Raw genomic sequence first — 18,737 nt, 5'->3', positions numbered from 1 at the left:
TCACGGCTCCGACTGCTCCGGAGCGAGGATCGACGCGATGCCGACGCGATCGGGGAGGTCGGTGGGCCGCACGGTCTCCCCGGTGCGCACGTAGTGGAACGCCGCGTCGACGTCCTCCAGCGGCACGCCGGCGAGCTCGGACCACGCCAGCCGGTAGATCGCGAGCTGCAACGGGTCGGCGGTCTGGTCACGGTTGGTCTTCCAGTCGACGACCAGCCAGCGGCCATCCGGCTCGGCGTACACCGCGTCGATCCGGCCGCGCACCACCTGGCCGGCGACCACCAGCGCGAACGGCGCCTCGATGCGGTGCGGCCCGCGGTCGGCGAAGGGCCCCTTCTCGAACAGCGCGATCAGGTCGCGCAGGTCGGCGTCGTCCTCGATGCCCGCGTCGCCGCGCCCCGGGAGCTCGTCGGGATCGAGCAGCTGCTGCTGGCCGAACCGCGCCTCGACCCACGCGTGGAAGCGGGTGCCGAACCTCGCCGCCGGCGACGGCTGGCGCGGCATCGGTCGCACCAGGTCGGCGACGAAGGCGTCGGGGTCGTCGCGCAGCCTGGCCAGACCGGTCGCCGACAGGCTCGAGGGCAGCGGCACCTCGAGGACGTCCTGGGTGCCCTCGCGGGCCTCCACGAGCAGGCGCTCGAGCTCGTCGTCCCACTGCGCGACGTGGGCCTGCTCGACCAGGTCGAGGTCGGCGTCGGGCTCGTCCGGGTCGGCCGCCCACACGCGCTCGGCGGCGTCGATGCGGCGCAACGCCTCGGCGGTCTGCGTCGTCACCGGCCAGCTGACCGCCTCTCCCGGGACGACGGCCGGGTTGGGCTGACCCTTGGCGGGCCGGTCGATCCACGCGTCGGGCAGCACCTCCCAGGCAGCCATCGCGTCGCGCACGGTCTGCTGGTACGGCGAGGGGCCCAGCGGCGTCTTGCGCTGCTCGGTCCAGCAGTAGGACGAGACCCACAGCAGGTGGCGCGGACGGGTGAGGGCGACGTACCCGAGCCGCAGCTCCTCCTCCTGCTGGTGGTCGCGGGCGCGCTCGCGGAACGCCTTCAGGCCGTCGGCCGACACCTCCGGGAGCGCAGGGAGGTCGGCGACGTCTCCGCGCAGCGGGATCGGCAGCACGTGGGCGCTGGTCGGCCACTGGTTGCGCAGGGTGCTGTGCGGGAACTTGTCCTCGCACATGCCGGGGAGGAACACGACGTCCCACTCCAGCCCCTTGGCCCGGTGGACCGTGAGCAGCTTGACCGAGTCGGCCTCGCTGGGCGTGGCCACGTCGAGGCCACCGCCGAGCTCGTCCTCGGCGGTCAGGTAGGACAACAGCGCCGGCAGCGTGACCGAGCCGTCGATCGCCTCGAACTCGGCGACCGCCTTGACGAACAGGTCGAGGTTGTCGCGCCGCGCCCGGCCGGTCTCGCTGACCGAGGAGGCGAGCTCGACGTCGATGCCGCAGGTCTCGATGATCCGCCGGACCAGCTCGAGGAGCGGCTCGGCGACGTGCGCGCGCAGGTGCCGCAGCTCCTGGGCGAGCAGGGCGAAGCGCTCCCGGGCCTCGGGAGAGTAGGGCAGCTCGCCGGGGTCGTCGAGCGCGTCGGACAACGCCACCACCTCGGTGGGATCGGCGCCGGCGACGGCCCGGCGCAGCTCCTCGGCCACGTCGGCGGGTCGCTCACGGCCGCCTCCCGGCTGCGTCGCGGCGAGCTCGCGCGCCCGGCGGCCGAGCAGGGCGAGGTCGCGTGGCCCGATCGCCCAGCGTGGGCCGGAGAGCAGCTGGAGCAGCTCGGCGTTCGCGGTGAGGTCGTCGAGCAGGGTCAGGGTCGCGACCACCTCGGACACCTCGGGCAGGCGGAGCAGGCCCTGGAGCCCGACGATCTCCACCGGTACGCCGGCAGCGGTCAGCGCGTCGAAGACGTCGGCGGCGTGCCGGTTGTCGCGCACGAGCACGCCGATCTCGCGCCACAGCCCGATCCGGCGTGCGTGGGCGGGCCGGGACGACTCGGACCGCAGCAGTCGCTCGTGCGTCTCGAGCACGTGCGCGGCCAGCCACTCCAGCTCGCCCGCGTAGGTCTCGTGCACGATCGTGCGCACCTCGCCCGGAGCCGCGCCGGCCGGCTCGAGCGGACGGACGACCGGGTAGCGCTCGAGCAACGGCGCGGCCAGCCGGTTGGCGGTCTCCAGGATGCGGGCGTCGGAGCGACGGTTCACGGTCAGGGGGTGCGTCGGCACCTCGCCCGACGCGGCCGGGAAGTCGTCGGCGAAGTGCACGATGTTGGACACCGACGCTCCCCGCCAGCCGTAGATCGCCTGGTTCGGGTCGCCCACCGCCGTGACGGCGTGCCCGCGTCCCTCGCCCGGCGGACCCGAGAACAGCGAGCTGAGCAGCCGGGCCTGGGCGACCGAGGTGTCCTGGTACTCGTCGAGCAGCACGATGCGGTACTTCGCGCGCTCCTCGCGGCCGACGTCCGGGTGCTCCTCGGCCAGCCGCGCCGACAGCGCGATCTGGTCGGAGAAGTCCATCAGGCCCAGCTCGTGCTTGAGCTCGCGGTAGCCCTCGACCAGGCCGAGCAGCTCCTCCCGCTTGGCGAGGGCGTCCGCGAACCTGGGCAGCTCACCCTTCGCGCCGCTGCGCAGCGCCTCGTCGACACGCGCAGCGAAGAGGCGGTCGATCTCGCGGACGTCGTCGACGCCGACGAGGTGCTCGCTCATCGCCGCCTCCAGCTGGAGGATCCAGCTGATCACGTGGGCCGGGCTGTCGGAGAGCAGGGTGACCGCACCCGTGTGCCGACCCACGGCGCGCGCGGCGAGCTGGTAGCGGGACGCGTCGGCCATCACCCGGGTGTCCGGCTCGTGGCCGATCCGCAGGCCGTGCTCGGTGAGCAGGCCGGCAGCATAGGCGTTGTACGTCGCGACGGTCGGCTCGAGCACCTCGGCCTCCTCGCCCGCCGCCAGCGTCCCGTCGGGCGCCTGGTCGTGGAGCGTCGCGCCGCGCCCGAAGCCGGCATCGGTGAGCGACGTGCGGATCCGGGCCCGGAGCTCGGCGGCGGCCTTGGTGGTGAAGGTCAGGCCGAGCACCTCGTCGGGCCGGACGAGGCCGTTGGCGACGAGGTAGACGACGCGCGCGGCCATCAGCGAGGTCTTGCCGGAGCCCGCGCCCGCGATCACGACGGCCGGCCGCATCGGCGCGGAGACGGCGGCCCACTGCTGGTCGCTCAGCGTGAAGTCGGCGCCCATGAGCGCACGCAGGGCCTCGGGCGAGTCGACCTGCAAGGGGGTTGCGGCGCCGGTCACGAGAGCACCGTCTGGGAGGTCTGGGCGGGGCACATCAGCCTGAAGTCGCAGCGCTCGCACTGCTGGCCCGGCCTGGTCGGGAAGACCTCGGAGCGGATCACGGCCGCGGCCGCGACGAGCTGCTCCTCGATCACGCGCTCGCCGGCCGGCTCGAGCGGCTCCTGCCGCTGCACCTTGAGCGCGCCTTTGGACTCCTTGCGCAGCTGCCACAGCTCGGCACCACCCGGTACGCCGGGCCGGCCGACGAGGTGGTCGACCGCGCCCTGCTCGACCGCGAGCTGGTAGAGACCGAGCTGGGGGTTGGCCGGGATCTCGCCCTCGAGGGGTGGGTACTTCGTGGTCTTCAGGTCGATCACCACGACGCGGCCCTGGTCGTCGATCTCGAGGCGGTCGGCGTACCCGTGGAGCGCGACCTGGCTGCCGTCGGGCAGGGTCACGCTCGCCCGGACCTCCTCCTCGGTGCTCAGCACGGTGCGGGCGCCGGGACGGGTGTGCCAGGTCAGGAAGCGCGTGAGCGCCGCGCGGGCCTCCTCGCGCTCGCGGGAGGACGACCACGGCGTGCGGAAGGGGATCTCGTCCCAGACGCGGTCGACGTGCACCATCAGCTCCTCGACCACCTCCTCGACGGGGCCCGGGCCGCCGAGCTCGTCGCGGCTGATCCGGTCGGCGAGGGCGTGGACGACGTTGCCGAAGCCCTGGCTCTGCGTGCTGGCGCGCTCGCCGCCGGCCTCGCGCTCGAGGAACCACCGGGCCGGGCACTCGCCGAGGGAGGTGAGCGCGCTCGCCGTCAGGCGCAGCGGCTCGTCGGGGGCCCGCACCGGCACCGCGCTGTGCGACACCGCCCGGGTGCCCCACCAGCTGGCCGGGTCGGCCGCGGCGACCAGGGGCCGCCCGCCGACCTGCTCGGTCGCGAGCCGGGCCAGTCGGCGCGCGGCTGCCGCGCGCAGCCGCTCCGAGCGGGTCTCGTCGGCGACCGTGCGCCGCAGCTCGGCGACCAGGCCGTCGAGGGACAGGGGTCGCGCGGGGCGGCCCTGCCGGTGGTCGACGTCGAGGCCGAGCTCGGCCAGGAACCGGCTCGGCTGCTCGCCGTCGTCGTCGGGCGACTGCACGGCGGTCACCAGGAGCCGCTCGCGGGCGCGGGTGCACGCGACGTAGAACAGCCGCCTCTCCTCGGCGAGCAGCTCGCGCGTGGTGGCGCGCGCCTGGAGTCCGTCGTGGCCGACCTCGTCGGCCCGGAGCAGGCTGGCACGGTGGCGCAGGTCGGGCCACGTCTCCTCCTGCACGTGCACGACGGCCACGAGACGCCACTCCAGCCCCTTGGAGCGGTGGGCGGTCAGCAACCGGACCGACTCGCCGCGCACGCCGCGATCGGCGAGGGTGTCGGCCGGGATCTGCTGGGCGCGCAGGGTCTCGAGGAACGACTCGACGCTGGTGTGGCCCTGCTGCTCCTCGGCGCGCGCCGCGGTCTCGAACAGCGCCACGACGGCGTCGAGGTCGCGGTGGGCGTAGCGCGCGGCGGCGCCCCCGCGCTCGGCCAGGCTGCGCAGCCGGGACGGCCAGGACGTGCCCGCCCAGAGCTCCCAGAGCACCTCCTCGACGGTGCCGCCACTCTCCAGCCGGGCCCGCCCGCGGCGCAGCAGCCGACCCAGACTGGCCGCCCGGCGCGCGGCAGCGAGGTCGAGACCCTCGAGCTCGCCCGGGTCGCGCAGCGCCGAGAGCAGGAGGTCCGGCGAGGACCGGGCGGCCCCACCGCGCTCCTGGTCACGCCGGCGCAGGGCTCGGCCCAGGGCGCGGAGGTCGGCGGCGTCGAGCCCCGCCAGCGGTGAGGTGAGCAGGTCGTGGGCGCGTTCGGCGTCGAGCCACGTGTCCGGAGCGGCGACCGCGTGGAGCGCGTCGAGCAGCGGGAGCACCGCCGGCTCCCGCACCAGCGGGGTCTCGTCGGCGGCCACCTCGACCGGCACCCCCGCGGCCAGCAGGGAGCGCCGCAGCCCCGGGATCGTGGTGCGGCCCGAGCGCACCAGCACCGCCATGTCCGACCAGGCGATGGCGTCCTCGAGGTGGGCCCGCCGGAGCAGGTCGGCCAGGCCCTCGGTCTCGGCGCGCGCGGTGTCGAAGGTGAGCACCTGCGCGCGGCCGGCCCCGTGGTCGCCGGCCGCGACCGGCTCGAGGAAGGCCCGTTGGTCGGCCTCGCCGATCGTGCCGGGCAGCCCGATCCGGCCGGCGATCCGGCGCGACGCCTCGAGGAGGCGAGGGCCGAACCGGCGCGTCGTGCGGAGCACCGCCACGTCGGCCCGCTCGTCGTCGGAGCGGGGGAACATGGTCGGGAACTGCAGGATGCCGCGGACGTCGGCACCGCGGAACCCGTAGATCGACTGGTGCGGGTCGCCGACGACGGTGAGGTCGCGGCCGTCGCCCGCGATCGCCTGGAGCAGCGCGATCTGCGAGGGGTCGGTGTCCTGGTACTCGTCGACGAAGACATGGGAGTACTGGGCGCGCAGGTCGGCGCGCGCCGGGTGCTCGGGATCCTGGAGCATCGCCACGGCGTCCGCGATCAGGCTCGGGTAGTCGAGCGCGTTGAGGCTGCCGAGGACGGCGTCGTACTGCTCCATGAAGTCGGCGGCTGCGACCAGCTCGGGCCGGCCCTCCGCGATGCCCACGTCGCGCAGCCGGCGGGAGCCGAGCCCGCGCTCGGTGGTGCGGGCCATCAGCGCGGCGAGCTCGCGCGCGAAGCCGCGGGTGTCCAGGGCGGCCGAGAGGGAGCTCGGCCAGGACACCGACTCGGCCTCCTTGGTGAGGAGGCCCCGGACCACGACGTCCTGCTCGGGCGCGGAGAGCAGGCGCAGCGGGTCGGCGTACAGGTCGGCCGGGGAGTAGCGCCGGACGAGGCCGTAGGCGAAGGAGTGGAAGGTCGAGCAGAGGGTCGACGACGTGGTGCGGCCGAGCCTGGCGGTCACCCGGTCGCGCAGCTGCTCGGCGGCCTTGCGGCTGAAGGTCAGGGCCAGCACCGACTCCGGGTCGGCGCCTCGCCCCTCGATGCGCTCGACGATCGCCTCGACGAGCGTGGTCGTCTTGCCGGTGCCCGGCCCGGCGAGCACGAGCAGCGGCCCGCCGGGGTGGTCGACCACGCGACGTTGGTCGGCGTCGAGGGACGGCGGGGCGAGCACCTCGGCCTGGGGCCGCACGAGGCGGTACGACGGGCTGCTCACGAGTACACCCAACCATCCGGCGCCGACACCCGGGAAAGGCGAAGGGCCCGCGCAAGTATGAGTTGCACGGGCCCTTCTGGTGATCGACGGGTGATGCCTCCGATCGACCTGCTCGTCCGATCCGGCCCCGCGGCTCATCACTGCCACGTCCGGCGAGTTGCCTCACCGGCTGGACCTTCTCCTTCGAGCTGGTCGGCTCTCCCCGAGGGGATCGCGTGAGAGATTTCTATGCCCTGGCGAGGATCTGCGCAAGGGACTTTCGCCAACTATTCATGGGAATTCTCGATCGGTGGGGCGTCGTCCACAGATCGAGGGCCGTCGTCCACAGGAGAGGGCAGTTCTCCACCGGTCCGTCCACCGGCCTGACCCGTCACCTGTGGATTCAGCCGTCGGTCTCCGCCGGCAGCCAGACCGCCGCCGCGATGTCGACGGCCCCCGAGGACCGCAGCGGGGTGCCCTCGGCGAGGTACTCCTGGTGCGCCTCCGGGACGTGCGAGTCCGGCAGCGAGCCGTCGGCCCGCACCACCCGCCACCACGGCACCGGCCCGCCGTACGCCGCCATCACGGCACCGACCTGCCGAGCACCGCCGCGCCCCACGGCCTCAGCGATCAGCCCGTACGTCGTGACCCGGCCGGGCGGGACCGCCTCGACGATGCTGAGCACCTGCTCGACGTACTCGTCGTCCACGCGGCGAGTCTGGCAGGCCCCCGACGGTTCAGAGAACGGCCGACCCGCTGAACGCGCCGCCCTGCACCAGGGTGAGGCCGGGCACGCCGTGCGCCGCGGCGTACGCCACCACGTCCGCCAGGCTCACCACGGCGTTGGCGCCGCTGGTCGACGAGCCGGTCAGGATCCCGACGGCGCGACCCGCGTCGTCGAGGAACCCGGTGCCCCGGTCGGCCCGGGTGCTGGGCAGCAGGGTGCTGACGGTCGCGGCGCTGCCCGCCGTCGAGGTGACCTGTCCGGCGCGCGGGATCGTCCGCGAGGTCGCCGAGGTCCGGGCGAGACCGAAGACGGTGCTGCCCGCGCTCGGCAGGGCTGCCAGCCCGGTCGGCCCGCCCCAGTAGGGCATCGCGGCACGCGCCCGGCGGGCCAGCGCGCCCCGGAGCTGCACGAGGGCGAAGTCGTTGGCTGCGCAGGTCGCGGCGTCGGAGACTCCGGCCGCCTTCAGCGCGCGCAGCGAGGAGTACCGCAGCACGCCGTACCCGAGGGTGCGGCCGCGGTCGGCGAGCCGCACCACGGTGCCGGCCGGCAGTGCGCGAGCGGCGCAGGCGCTCGCCGCGCCGGAGCGGGTGGCGCACGAGGCGGCGTACCCGAGGTAGGTCCGGTGCGCGGCGTCGCGGAAGACGAAGCCGGCGGTGCACGACCGCCCGCCGGTGACCAGCTGCGTGCCCGGGCCGACCCGGCCCGTCGTGCTCGTCGCGACCGCTCCTGCTGGACCAGTCGTGCCGAGGACGGTGAGCACCGAGACGACGGTGGCGAGGACGACGGTGGCCCAGAAACCCTTGCGCTGCATGCACTCAGGGTGCGCCATGCCTGGGCGTTGTGTCGCTTTAGCCGGATTTGCGGAGTGGACCAGTCAGCGCAATTCGGGCGAATAGGTTGACAAGGGACGAAACCTCTGCTCGCGGCCGGGACCCCGGTCGGCGGCGGCCCGGGGCCGGCTCAGAAGGCCGGCTGGAACGGCTCCGTGCCGAGCACCAGCCGCAGGCCGGCGATGCCCGAGTGCGCCTGCGCGAACGCGAGCTCGTGGGCCAGGTCGCCGATGTTGTTCGACGCGGGCAGCGGCGCGAGCCCGAGTGTGGAGAGCACGCCGACCGCGGTGCCGTCCGCGCTCAAGAAGCCCGAGCCGGAGTCGCCGGGGATGCCTGGTGAGGCGGTGTAGAGCGGGTGCGACCAGCCGCCGTCGGCCGGGTCGTCGCCGAGGCTCACGCCGGTGTGCGGGGAGAGCGGGGAGAGGCCGAACCGCAGGCTGGAGTTGCCGTAGGTGTAGACGCGGTCACCGGCCGCCGTGCCGTTCGTGTCGATGCCGGTGGGCCCGCCCCAGAAGGGCACGGAGGGGTTGACCTTGCCGACGTCGGCGGGGTCGACCTTCACCAGGGCGAGGTCGTTGTAGGCGCAGGTGTTCGGGTCGGTCGTGCCGAGCTGGTGCTCGGTGATCCAGGAGCTGTAGGCCAGCGTGCCGTGGCCCACGATCGTGCCCTCCGAGATCAGGCTGCCGTCGTTGGTGAAGTCGACGGGGGTGCCGAGCGGCACGGAGTCGACGTTGCAGCCGTTGGTGTCCGTCGAGCTGCCCTTGCCGGCGCAGTGGGCGGCGTAGCCGACGTACACGTTGCCGGCGTCGTCGGTGTAGACGAAGTTGGCGGTGCACTGCGCACCGGCCGTGTACATCATCGTGCCGGGGTGGATCGCCGCCGTGGCGGCCGGCGCCCACGTGGGCGTCGCGGCAGCACCGGACTGGGCGGCGGTGAGACCGGCGGCCACGAGCAGGAGCAGGGCGAGGACTCGAAGAACGCGCATGTCCCCTGCAACGAGTTCTAGTCCGTTCGGGTTACGGCGCATGGCCCGTTCGGGCCATGCGCCGTCCGAAATCGCCTCAGTACGACGGCTGCGACGGGTCGATCTGGTTGACCCACGCGACCACGCCACCACCGACGTGGACGGCGTCGGAGTAGCCCGCGCCCTTCACGATCGCCAGGGTCTCCGCGGACCGCACGCCGGTCTTGCAGTGCATGACGATCTGCTTGTCGCTGGGCAGCTTCTCGAGGGCGGAGCCGTTGAGGAAGTCGCCCTTGGGGATCAGCACCGAGCCGGGGATGCGGTTGATCTCGTACTCGTTGGGCTCGCGCACGTCGACGAGCACGAAGTCACGGGTGCCCTCCTCGCGCTCCTTGAGCATGTGCTCGAGCTGGACCACCGAGATCGTGGCGTCGGCGGCCGCGTCGGCCGCCTCGTCGCTGATCGCACCGCAGAAGGTCTCGTAGTCGATCAGCTCGGTGACGGTGGGGTGCTCGCCGCAGAGCGCGCAGTTCGGGTCCTTGCGCACCTTGAGCTTGCGGTACTCCATCTCGAGGGCGTCGTAGATCATCAGCTTGCCGACCAGCGGGTCGCCGATGCCGGTGAGCAGCTTGATCGCCTCGTTGACCTGGATCGAGCCGATGCTCGCGCAGAGCACGCCGAGGACACCGCCCTCGGCGCAGCTGGGCACCATGCCCGGCGGCGGCGGCTCGGGGTAGAGGCAGCGGTAGCACGGAGCGTCGTCGACGAGCGTCGGCGCGAACACGCTGGCCTGGCCGTCGAAGCGGTAGATCGAGCCCCAGACGTAGGGGATGCCGAGGAAGTACGCCGCGTCGTTGACCATGTAGCGCGTGGCGAAGTTGTCGGTGCCGTCGACGATCAGGTCGTAGCCACGGAAGATCTCCATGACGTTGTCGTTGTCGAGGCGCACGTCGTGCACGACGACGTTCACCAGCGGGTTGATCTCGGCGATCGAGTCCTTGGCCGACTCCGCCTTCGGGCGGCCGACGTCGCTCTGGCCGTGGATGACCTGGCGCTGCAGGTTCGACTCGTCGACCTCGTCGAACTCGGCGATGCCGAGCGTGCCGACGCCGGCTGCGGCGAGGTACAGCAGCGCCGGGCTGCCGAGACCACCGGCGCCGATCACGAGCACCTTCGCGTTCTTGAGCCGCTTCTGCCCCGACATCCCGACGTCGGGGATGATCAGGTGCCGGCTGTAGCGGCGGACTTCGTCGACGGTCAGCTCAGCGGCCGGCTCGACCAGTGCGGGCAGGGACACGACGCTCCTCGGTGTCAGCGATCGAACTTCTTCGGCGGTGAGAACACCGCGCGGTCCGTCCATGTTCCCCGAGCCACCTCGGTCGCCGACCGCGGTCCCGGCATCTGGGAACTCCGTCTCGCGATCCCGTCAGCTCGGCTCGTCGGCGACGGGCGCCGCGAACACCACCGCGTTGGACTCGTAGAACGACCCGTTCCAGTTGTCGCAGGTGATCAGCACGAGCCGTCCCGGGCCGCCCAGGGTGAAGATCTGCTTGGCGTCGCGGGCCAGCTGCTCGGTGGAGTAGACCCGGGTCCGTTGCACCTCGTAGCGGATCCAGCCGGCGTCCGTGCGCACCCGCACGGAGTCGCCGACGACGAGCTTGTCGAGGTGATCGAGGGCACCGCCGCCGGTGTGCACGGTGTGCCCGGTGATGACGGCCGAGCCGTACTCCGCACCGGCAGGTCGCCCCTCCTTCCACCAGCCCAGCACCTGCGGGTCGGACGGAGGCAGCAGCGACCCGCTCTGACCGCTGATCGGAAGGACCGTGGAGTCCACGTGCAGCCGGTCCACCTGGACCTCACGCGGCCAGCCGGCCGCCTGGAGGCGTACGCCGTCGTACGGGCCGGCCTGGTCCTGGACGCCGACCGGGCCCACGAACGCCGTGGTCGGCGGCGCGACGGGCGGGTCGGCCACGCGGACCGGCTTCCCGGCGTGGCCCGGGAGGATCCCGGAGATCGCGTCAGGCACCTGCGGGGCCACCCACGGCACGAGCGCGGCGACCACGATCACCGCGCCGACGGTCGCCGCCCGGGCGCGCCGGCCGAATCGTGGTCCGCGGTCCTGCGAGGACCGCTGCGCCTCGACCCGCGCGATGTAGTCGGCCAGCCGCTCGACACGTCCCTCGTCGGTGCCGGCCGGGTCGACCGCGATCGCCCGCGCCTCGAGCTCGGCGGCCCGGCGGGCGTGCTGTGCGGCAACCTCCGACTTCGCCCTGGCCCCCGCGGCGGCGCGGTCGGCACGCTGCTGGGCCTTCGCAGCCCGACGCCGCAGACGTCGCTCCGTCTTGGCCGAAGCCCGCTCGGTGGCGGCCTCGGATCGGCGCGCGGCTCGCGCGACCCGCGCCTCCGCCTTCCCGGTGACGCGCGCGATCCTTGCCTGCGCCTTCGCGCTCATGCCGTCGGACTGGGCCTTCGCCTCCGCCTCGAGGCGCGCGATCGTCTCCGCGACCTCCTCGGCGATGCGTGCGACCCGTGCGTGCTCCTCCTCGGCCTCGCGCTCCGCGCGGTCCCGCGCACGCGCGGCCTCCGCCGCCTCGCGCTCCGCCCTGGCCCTGCTCTCCCCGGCCTCACGCTCGGCTCGGGCCTCGGCTGCCACCGCCTCCGCGGCAGCCCGCTCGAGCCAGGCCCGCTCCCGCGCGGCCTCGCGCTCCGCCTTGCGCTCGGCCCTGGTCGGCCGGGTCGGGGCGACCTGCTCCGTGGGCTCGCTCGTTCCCGCCAGGTCAGCGGCGGTGGCCTCCGCCTGCCCGCGTCCGGCCTTCCTGCGGTCCCTCTCGGCCTTCGCCTCGGCCTTCGCGACCAGGGCCGCCGCACGATCCACCAGGGCCCGCTCGCGTGCCTCCTGGCGCTCCCGCGCCGCGCGCGCCTTCTCCTCTGCCCGGAGGGTCTTCGTCCGCGCCCGTGGGCCGTCGCCGACGAGCTCCTCGGACCCGGGAGCCGGCGCGGTCACCTCGGCCGGACGGTCGCGGGACCCGGGGTCGCGGTCGTCGGGTGCCGGGTCGGGCGCAACCGGAGTGGGGCCAGGCTCGCGCCCACTCGCCTTCATCGGCACCTCCGCCCCCGGCGCGCCCCTCTGCGCCGCCGTCTCCACGGTACGGCGGCTGCGTGCGCGACGACGGGTCTTCGCCGACTTCCCGCTCGGTTGCTGCTCGTCGTCCGGTGGCACTCTGCGGCGCCGCCGCCCGGGCGCCGCGGGCGCCGGTTCGACCTCCCACCGTCCGGGCAGCCATCCGGTCGTCGGTTCGCTGCCCGTCGGCGCTTCCCACGCGTCGGACCCGCTTCGGGGCGTGGGCACCTGCTCGCCGTGCACGAGCTCCCGGACCGTACGGAGGAACGCGACCGCGTCGTCAGGATCGCGGCCGTCGGCCGGGGCGGCCGCAACCAGCGGCTGCTCCGACGGGTCGGGCGGACCGTGCTCGTCCACCGCGCCTCCTCGGGAATCTGTCACTCGGGTCCGGCCCGCGACGCAAACACCGAGGGCGACGACCGGTCCTACCGGTCGTCGCCCTCGGTCGGGTTCAGCTCACTGGATCAGAGCTCGTCCGCTGGACGAGGCTCAGATCCGCGCGGCGGCGCCCCGGACGCGGAGTCCGAGACCGCCCGCAGCCACCAGCATGATCATGCCGGCGACCATCAGGGCCAGGCCCTGCTCGCCGCGCATGTCCTTGATCGTGCTGGCCAGGCCGGCGTGCACCACGGTCGGCGTGACCGCCTGGGCGTGGACCTTGGCCTTGGCCTTGACGTGCGCCTTCGGCGGGCTGACCACGGTGGTCCCCTCGACCTGAGGCGTCGAGACGGCGTTGCAGGTCACGGCCGGGTGGTTGATGGTCTCGGTCCAGGCGGCGGTGTCGGTCACGGTCTCGTCGAACGCGTCCTGACCCTCGACCGCTGCAGAGCGGTGGAACCAGCTGCCGTTGCCCTCACCCTGCTGGAAGGTGCCGACCTCGTCCTGGCCGGGCCCGCCATTGGTGTGCGGGCCTTCCCACGTGCCGCGCGAGTCCGTGGGGAAGTCCGGCGGCCCGTCGAACGGACCCTGGTCCTTGTTGGGAGACCAGTTCCACCACATGCTCGGCACGGCGTCGACGGCGTCGTGGTGGACCACGTGGGTCACGGCCGGGTGGTTGATCGTCTCGGTGAACGCCGCGGCGGGCGTGCAGTCAGCAGCGTTGGCCGGAGTTGCGGCAACCATCAGCGCGATGCCGCTGGACATCACCAGCGCACCGAGCACCCCCAGGAAGGTCGCTGCGCGGCGGGCGGAGAACCGCCCCTTTGCATGTGTGTTCCCCATGATGTTTCTTGCCCCAGTTCTGGTGCCTTTTCAGACACCCTCGAAATGCCTCCGAAAAGAGGCACGGCCCCCGCCGGTCCGGGCGGACCGGGGTGATTGGTACAGGCGGACAGAGCCCCAGACCCCATCCGCGAATACCATTGCAGGGCCTCCGGGGCCCTTCGGCCAAGCAGGTTCGCGGAACGGTCTAGTCCGGAAAAGCCAATAAACGGACATTCCGGCCATATCTCAGACAAGCCGTATCAAGTCGGCGCGACGGGGAACAGCGCCCGGGCGACGGCTGGGGTGGACCGTCGCCCGGGCTCCGGGTCAGGCAGCGTCCTTCGGCTCGCCTCCTCCGGCGAGGACCAGGCTGCCCGCACCGGCCAGCAGCACCAGGCCGGCCAGGACCAGGCCCAGGCCCGCCTGGGCGCCGGTGTCACTCGCGGTCGTGACCAGACCCGCGTGGACGACGGTCGGGGTCTTGGTCTGAGCCTTGACGTGCGCCTTCACGGGCGTCTTGGGCGGGCTCACCTGCGGCGTCGTGGGCGGCTCGACGACCGGCGGCACGGGCGCCGCGCAGACACCCGTCACGGGGTCGTAGGTCTGCCCTGCGGGCGGCACCACCGCGGCGTACGTGTGGGTGAACGCCTGGGTGGCGGAGCCGCCGAAGGTGTAGCCGTCCATCGCGGTCGCGACGAGCGTCACCGTGACACCCGGTGCCGGCGTGGCCGACGGGGCGGACCAGGTCACGTCGACGGGGTCGCCGCTCTTGGTCTTGAAGTCCGCCTTCGTGCCGCAGCTGGGCTCGATCCACTGCACGTCGGCGTACGCCTCGACGGGGCAGGTGACCGCCGGGTGGTCGAGGGCGAACTTGTACTCGGTGCGATACACCGCGTCCGAGCCCGGGGTGACCTGCACCCGCTCCCAGTAGAACCACGACGCGTTGTCACCACCGTTGCCGTGCCCCTGCTGGAACACCACTCCGACCGGCTCGCCGACGTGGCCGGGGTTGTACGCCGCGGTGTTCGGCGTCCACCTGCCCTGCGCCGGTGTCGGCCAGGCGGGCGGGACCACGGACTCGTCGTACGGGCCCTGGGGGTTCCACGAGTACCGCTGGCCGGGACCGTACGTCGGGTCGACGGCCGGCGTCACGAGGACCTGGCGCTGGTCGACCTCGTACCAATCCGTGCCCGGCGACGTCAGGACCCAGTCGCTGGTCTCGGTGTAGGCCTCCGACGGCGTGCACGTGCTCTCCGCCGCCCGGGTGTCGCCGGCCGCGGCCGGCGAAGGGGCTGCCATCAGGGCCAGGCCGCTCGAGACGAGCAGCGCACCTGCGGCAGCCATGACAGTGGCAAAGCGGCGGGCCGCATTCTTCCGGGCTCCGCTCACGCTCCTCATGATTACTGCCCCCGATTCTTTTGTCCGAAACGGGCCGATTTGCCCGGTCCTCGAATCCATTCCAGTCCCGGGCGGCCTCGATATTCAAGGGAACAATTCGGGCGGTATAGTCCGCTTTGTTGCTTTGCTGTGGTTTCGACCACATCCGCAGTCGCGAGGGACGCGCGGCCGTGGCGGGCCTCCCCCGGCAGCGGCCGCAGAGTAGGCTCGCCTGCGACCATCGCCGACCGTCGTCCACGACCACCGAGACCCGAGGGGGCCCGCCGCGTGAGCAGTCCCGCGACCCGTCCCAACCCCGGCGAGCGCACGCCGCGCGGCAGCAGGCTTCCCCGTCGCGCCCGCCGCGCACAGCTGCTCGAGTCGGCGCTCGAGGTGTTCGTCGCGCAGGGCTACCACGCCGCCGCCATGGACGACATCGCCGACCGCGCCGGCGTCTCCAAGCCGGTCCTCTACCAGCACTTCCCGGGCAAGCTCGAGCTGTACCTGGCCCTGCTCGACCGGGCCGTCGACGCCGTCATCGACGGCACCCGTGCCGCGCTGGAGTCGACCGACGACAACAAGCAGCGGGTCGCCGCGACGATGCACGCCTTCTACACCTACGTCGCCAGCGAGGAGGGCGAGTTCCGGCTCGTCTTCGAGTCCGACCTCACCAACGACCCGGCCGTGCGCCAGCGGATCGACCGCGTGACCACCGAGTGCGCCGAGCTGATCGCGCACGTCATCCACGACGACACCGGGCTCCCCGACGACCAGTGCCGACTGCTCGCGGTGGCGCTGGTGGGAATGGGCGAGGTCAGCGCCCGGTTCTGGCTCCAGGACAGGGTCCAGGGCCGCGACACGATCGAGCAGGACATGGCGGCCGGCCTGATCGCGGGCCTCGCCTGGCGGGGCATCCGGGGCTACCCCCGGACCGACGAGCAGACCTGACCCGCGTCCTCCCGCCCGGCGTCGGGCGGGGCACCACGCACACCAGCCAACCCCACAGGAGGTCCTCCGCATGGAGGTCAAGATCGGCGTGATCCACGCCAGCCGCGAGCTCACCATCGACACCGCGCTCGAGGCGGGCGAGGTGGAGGAGCAGGTCCGCGAGGCGCTGGCCTCTGGCGGGCTGCTGTCGCTGGCCGACGCGAAGGGTCGGCGGGTCGTCGTACCGGTCGAGAAGCTGGCGTACGTCGAGATCGCCACCAGCTCCGCCGGGCAGGTCGGCTTCCGCTCCTGACCCACGCCTCGTGCGGCCGACCGTCGGGTGTGGCACGCTCGGAAGCGGTCCGGACGCGGCCACGGCCAGGGAGGTTGGTGCCCATGCTCACGCTCATCGTCACCGTGATCGGCGGACTCGTCATCGGTCTGCTCGGCAAGGCGGTCGCTCCCGGCGACCGTGACCACATCCCGCTCTGGCTGACCGTGGTCTGCGGCATCGTTGGGATGTTCGTGGGGAGCCTCGTGTACTGGGCGCTGTTCGGCCACGACAACGGTTCCTTCGACGGCCACAAGGCGACCATGAACAACGCCACGAACGGCGTCGACTGGTTGCGGCACCTCTGGCAGGTCGCCGTCGCCGCGGTGGCAGTCATGGCGGCGGCGGCGCTGACCGGCCGCAGCAAGCGCGTCTGAGGCAGGTTCAGGAAGCGAGGCCGAGCTCGGCCATCCGCTTCGCGTGGTTCTCGGTGAGCCGCGTGAACATGCGACCGAGGGCGGCGAGGTCCAGGCCCGGCCGGTCCACCCCGCCGGCCAGCAGGGCCGCGAGCGAGTCGCGCTCGGCCACGACGCGCTGTGCCTGCGAGAGCGCCTCGCCCATGAGGCGGCGGCCCCAGAGCGCCAGCGGCCCCGCGACGCGGCCGTCGCGCTCGATCGCGCGGCGCACCCGGTCGACGACGAAGTCGGAGTGACCGGAGTCCACGAGCGAGGCGATCACCAGGTCGCGGGTGTCGGCGTCGAGGAAGGCCGCGACCTCGCGGTAGAAGTCGGCGGCGAGCCCGTCGCCGACGTACGCCTTCACCAGGCCCTCGAGCCAGTTGCTGGGCGCCGTCTTGGCGTGGAAGGCGTCGAACGGCTTCACGAACGGCGCCATCGCCTGCATCGGCTCCGCGCCGAGCGCGGTGATGCGGGCCAGCAGCGGCTCGACGTGGTTGAACTGCACCGTCGCCATCTTGCCGAGCGCGAGCTTGTCGGCGAGGGACGGCGCGAGCCGGGCGTCCTCCGCGAGCCGGTCGAAGGCGGAGATCTCGCCGTACGCGATCGCGCCGATCAGGTCCACGACGGCGGCGCGGTAGCCGGGGTCCTGGAAGGCCACCGGGACCTCGCCCAGCGAGTCCGTCACGGGCGGCGGGGGCGTGCCGTCCGGGGGTGCGGGCTGCGCGATTTCGGTCATGAGGGGAGCCTACCGATAGACTGGTGTCGGCAGACCGCCGCCGGGCAGCGTCCCCAGACGCCCTGACAGACGCCCTGATGCAGCGCTGCACCTGACGCTTTCACGCACAGAACGGACAAGTTCCTGACCACCTTCCGAGAGCTCGGGGTCCTCCCCGAGATCGCCGACGCCCTCGAGCGCGTCGGCATCGTGACACCCTTCGCCATCCAGGAGATGACCCTCTCCGTCGCCCTCATGGGCACCGACCTGATCGGCCAGGCACGCACGGGCACCGGCAAGACGCTGGCGTTCGGCATCCCGGTGATCCAGCGCGCGGTCGCTCCCCACGACCCCGACTACGAAGAGCTGGTCGCCCCCGGCAAGCCGCAGGCGCTGATCGTCGCGCCGACCCGCGAGCTCGCCCTGCAGGTCTCCAGCGACCTGACCATCGCGAGCGCCGACCGCGGCATCCGCGTGCTGACCGTGTACGGCGGCGTGCCCTACGAGGGCCAGCTCGACGCGCTCTCCTCGGGTGTCGACGTCGTCGTGGGCACGCCCGGTCGCCTGATCGACCTGATGAACCGCAAGGCGCTCGACATCTCGCACGTCAAGAGCCTGGTGCTCGACGAGGCCGACGAGATGCTCGACCTGGGCTTCCTGCCCGACGTCGAGCGGCTGCTCGCCGGCACCCCGGAGACCCGGCAGACGATGCTGTTCTCGGCGACCATGCCGGCCGCGATCGTCGCCCTGGCCCGCACGCACATGCGCCACCCGATGAACATCCGGGCGGAGTCGTCGTACGAGAACGCCACCGTGCCCGCGACCGCCCAGTTCATCTACCAGGCCCACGACCTCGACAAGCCGGAGATGATCGGGCGCCTGCTGCAGGCCGAGGGCTCCGGGCTGACGATCATCTTCACGCGCACCAAGCGCCAGGCCCAGCGGGTCGCCGACGACCTCGTCGAGCGTGGCTTCAAGGCCAGCGCGCTGCACGGCGACATGGCCCAGGCGGCGCGCGAGAAGGCGCTGACCCGCTTCCGCGAGGGCAAGATGCAGGTGCTGGTCGCCACGGACGTCGCGGCCCGCGGCATCGACGTGCAGGACGTCACCCACGTCATCAACTACACCTGCCCCGAGGACGAGAAGACCTACATCCACCGGATCGGCCGCACCGGCCGCGCCGGAGCGACCGGCATCGCGGTGACCTTCGTCGACTGGTCGGACCTGCACCGCTGGAAGATGATCAACAAGGCGCTCGACCTGCCGTTCGACGAGCCGCTCGAGACCTACTCCAGCTCGGAGCACTTCCTGCACGACATGGGCATCCCGCCGGGCACCAAGGGGCGGCTGATCCCCGAGGGCGAGGTCGTCATCCCCCGGCAGCCGCGCAAGGACGACAAGGGCGGCCGCGGCGGACGCACCGGCGGCGGCAGCCGCGGTGGACGCGAGGGTGGCGGCCGGGGCCGGTCCGAGGGCCGGTCCGAGGGCCGGTCCGAGGCCAGGTCCGAGACTCGGTCCGAGGCTCGCAGCGAGGGCTCGGGCTCGTCGGCGCCGAAGGACGGCGAGAAGCCGGCGCGCTCGCGCAACCGGAACCGTCGTCGTACCCGTGGCGGTGGCCAGTCCGCCAAGCCCGCCGCGGAGTAGCCGGCCGCGGGAGACCCGGGCCCTGACCGCTCCGGG

14 protein-coding genes are annotated in these 18,737 nt (G+C 73.1%); 4 read left to right on the top strand and 10 right to left on the bottom strand.

Going from position 1 to position 18,737, the window contains the following annotated elements:
• From EFL26_RS01940 to EFL26_RS01900, 9 genes are all read right to left on the bottom strand, one after another.
• The gene (locus EFL26_RS01940; RefSeq protein WP_245999948.1) at positions 1-3,279 is read right to left on the bottom strand and encodes an ATP-dependent helicase; all 3,279 of its coding nucleotides are present in this window, start codon (positions 3,277-3,279) and stop codon (positions 1-3) included.
• Positions 3,276-6,485 (bottom strand): ATP-dependent helicase, encoded by a 3,210-nt coding sequence (locus tag EFL26_RS01935; protein WP_245999947.1) that lies wholly within the window; start codon positions 6,483-6,485, stop codon positions 3,276-3,278. Before EFL26_RS01935 ends, EFL26_RS01940 begins: the two co-directional genes overlap by 4 nt.
• A 382-nt stretch (positions 6,486-6,867) precedes the next feature.
• Entirely contained in the window at positions 6,868-7,173 is a 306-nt protein-coding gene (locus tag EFL26_RS01930; RefSeq protein WP_123221178.1) for an MGMT family protein, read from the bottom strand.
• Between the two features lie 28 nt (positions 7,174-7,201).
• Positions 7,202-8,002 carry a hypothetical protein gene (locus tag EFL26_RS01925; RefSeq protein ID WP_123221177.1) on the bottom strand — a complete coding sequence of 267 codons (801 nt, stop codon included), beginning with the start codon at positions 8,000-8,002 and terminating at the stop codon, positions 7,202-7,204.
• A 149-nt stretch (positions 8,003-8,151) separates the two neighbouring features.
• Positions 8,152-9,006: a S1 family serine peptidase gene (locus tag EFL26_RS01920; RefSeq protein ID WP_183407986.1), complete on the bottom strand. Its 855-nt coding sequence runs from the start codon at positions 9,004-9,006 to the stop codon at positions 8,152-8,154.
• A 76-nt stretch (positions 9,007-9,082) separates the two neighbouring features.
• Entirely contained in the window at positions 9,083-10,282 is a 1,200-nt protein-coding gene (gene moeZ, locus EFL26_RS01915; RefSeq protein ID WP_123221176.1) for an adenylyltransferase/sulfurtransferase MoeZ, read from the bottom strand.
• 129 nt (positions 10,283-10,411) lie between these two features.
• A complete protein-coding gene (locus EFL26_RS24595; RefSeq protein ID WP_245999945.1) occupies positions 10,412-12,463 on the bottom strand; it encodes a class F sortase in 2,052 nt (683 codons plus the stop codon).
• A 132-nt stretch (positions 12,464-12,595) separates the two neighbouring features.
• Complete coding sequence (locus EFL26_RS01905) at positions 12,596-13,327, bottom strand: hypothetical protein (RefSeq protein WP_148046602.1); 732 nt, start codon at positions 13,325-13,327, stop codon at positions 12,596-12,598.
• A gap of 309 nt (positions 13,328-13,636) precedes the next feature.
• Positions 13,637-14,653, bottom strand: a complete 1,017-nt coding sequence (locus tag EFL26_RS01900) for a hypothetical protein (protein ID WP_123221174.1) — start codon at positions 14,651-14,653, stop codon at positions 13,637-13,639.
• A gap of 321 nt (positions 14,654-14,974) precedes the next feature.
• Between EFL26_RS01900 and EFL26_RS01895 the strand changes: the two genes are divergently transcribed.
• The 3 genes from EFL26_RS01895 (at position 14,975) to EFL26_RS01885 (ending at position 16,321) form a co-directional block, all read left to right on the top strand.
• Complete coding sequence (locus EFL26_RS01895) at positions 14,975-15,634, top strand: TetR/AcrR family transcriptional regulator (protein ID WP_123221173.1); 660 nt, start codon at positions 14,975-14,977, stop codon at positions 15,632-15,634.
• A 70-nt stretch (positions 15,635-15,704) separates the two neighbouring features.
• Positions 15,705-15,926 carry a DUF3107 domain-containing protein gene (locus EFL26_RS01890; protein ID WP_123221172.1) on the top strand — a complete coding sequence of 74 codons (222 nt, stop codon included), beginning with the start codon at positions 15,705-15,707 and terminating at the stop codon, positions 15,924-15,926.
• 83 nt (positions 15,927-16,009) lie between these two features.
• Complete coding sequence (locus EFL26_RS01885; RefSeq protein WP_123221171.1) at positions 16,010-16,321, top strand: GlsB/YeaQ/YmgE family stress response membrane protein; 312 nt, start codon at positions 16,010-16,012, stop codon at positions 16,319-16,321.
• A 7-nt stretch (positions 16,322-16,328) separates the two neighbouring features.
• On the opposite strand, the gene EFL26_RS01880 is transcribed toward EFL26_RS01885, so the two are convergent.
• Complete coding sequence (locus EFL26_RS01880) at positions 16,329-17,078, bottom strand: ferritin-like fold-containing protein (RefSeq protein WP_123221170.1); 750 nt, start codon at positions 17,076-17,078, stop codon at positions 16,329-16,331.
• Between the two features lie 213 nt (positions 17,079-17,291).
• On the opposite strand from EFL26_RS01880, the gene EFL26_RS01875 reads away from it, so the two are divergent.
• Positions 17,292-18,701, top strand: coding sequence for a DEAD/DEAH box helicase (locus EFL26_RS01875; protein WP_425464094.1), 1,410 nt, complete (start codon positions 17,292-17,294; stop codon positions 18,699-18,701).
• The last annotated feature ends 36 nt before the right edge of the window (positions 18,702-18,737 follow it).

Source organism: Nocardioides pocheonensis (assembly GCF_003725535.1).
Taxonomy (GTDB): domain Bacteria; phylum Actinomycetota; class Actinomycetes; order Propionibacteriales; family Nocardioidaceae; genus Marmoricola; species Marmoricola pocheonensis.
This window is presented reverse-complemented; position numbering and strand designations above follow the sequence as displayed.

Bases quoted from the DNA above. Each gene is read 5' to 3' on its own strand.
- EFL26_RS01925 (WP_123221177.1), bottom strand. From the start codon at position 8,002: ATGCAGCGCAAGGGTTTCTGGGCCACCGTCGTCCTCGCCACCGTCGTC.
- EFL26_RS01920 (WP_183407986.1), bottom strand. From the start codon at position 9,006: ATGCGCGTTCTTCGAGTCCTCGCCCTGCTCCTGCTCGTGGCCGCCGGT.
- EFL26_RS01905 (WP_148046602.1), bottom strand. From the start codon at position 13,327: ATGGGGAACACACATGCAAAGGGGCGGTTCTCCGCCCGCCGCGCAGCG.
- EFL26_RS01900 (WP_123221174.1), bottom strand. From the start codon at position 14,653: ATGGCTGCCGCAGGTGCGCTGCTCGTCTCGAGCGGCCTGGCCCTGATG.
- EFL26_RS01890 (WP_123221172.1), top strand. From the start codon at position 15,705: ATGGAGGTCAAGATCGGCGTGATCCACGCCAGCCGCGAGCTCACCATC.
- EFL26_RS01885 (WP_123221171.1), top strand. From the start codon at position 16,010: ATGCTCACGCTCATCGTCACCGTGATCGGCGGACTCGTCATCGGTCTG.
- EFL26_RS01880 (WP_123221170.1), bottom strand. From the start codon at position 17,078: ATGACCGAAATCGCGCAGCCCGCACCCCCGGACGGCACGCCCCCGCCG.
- EFL26_RS01875 (WP_425464094.1), top strand. From the start codon at position 17,292: ATGACCCTCTCCGTCGCCCTCATGGGCACCGACCTGATCGGCCAGGCA.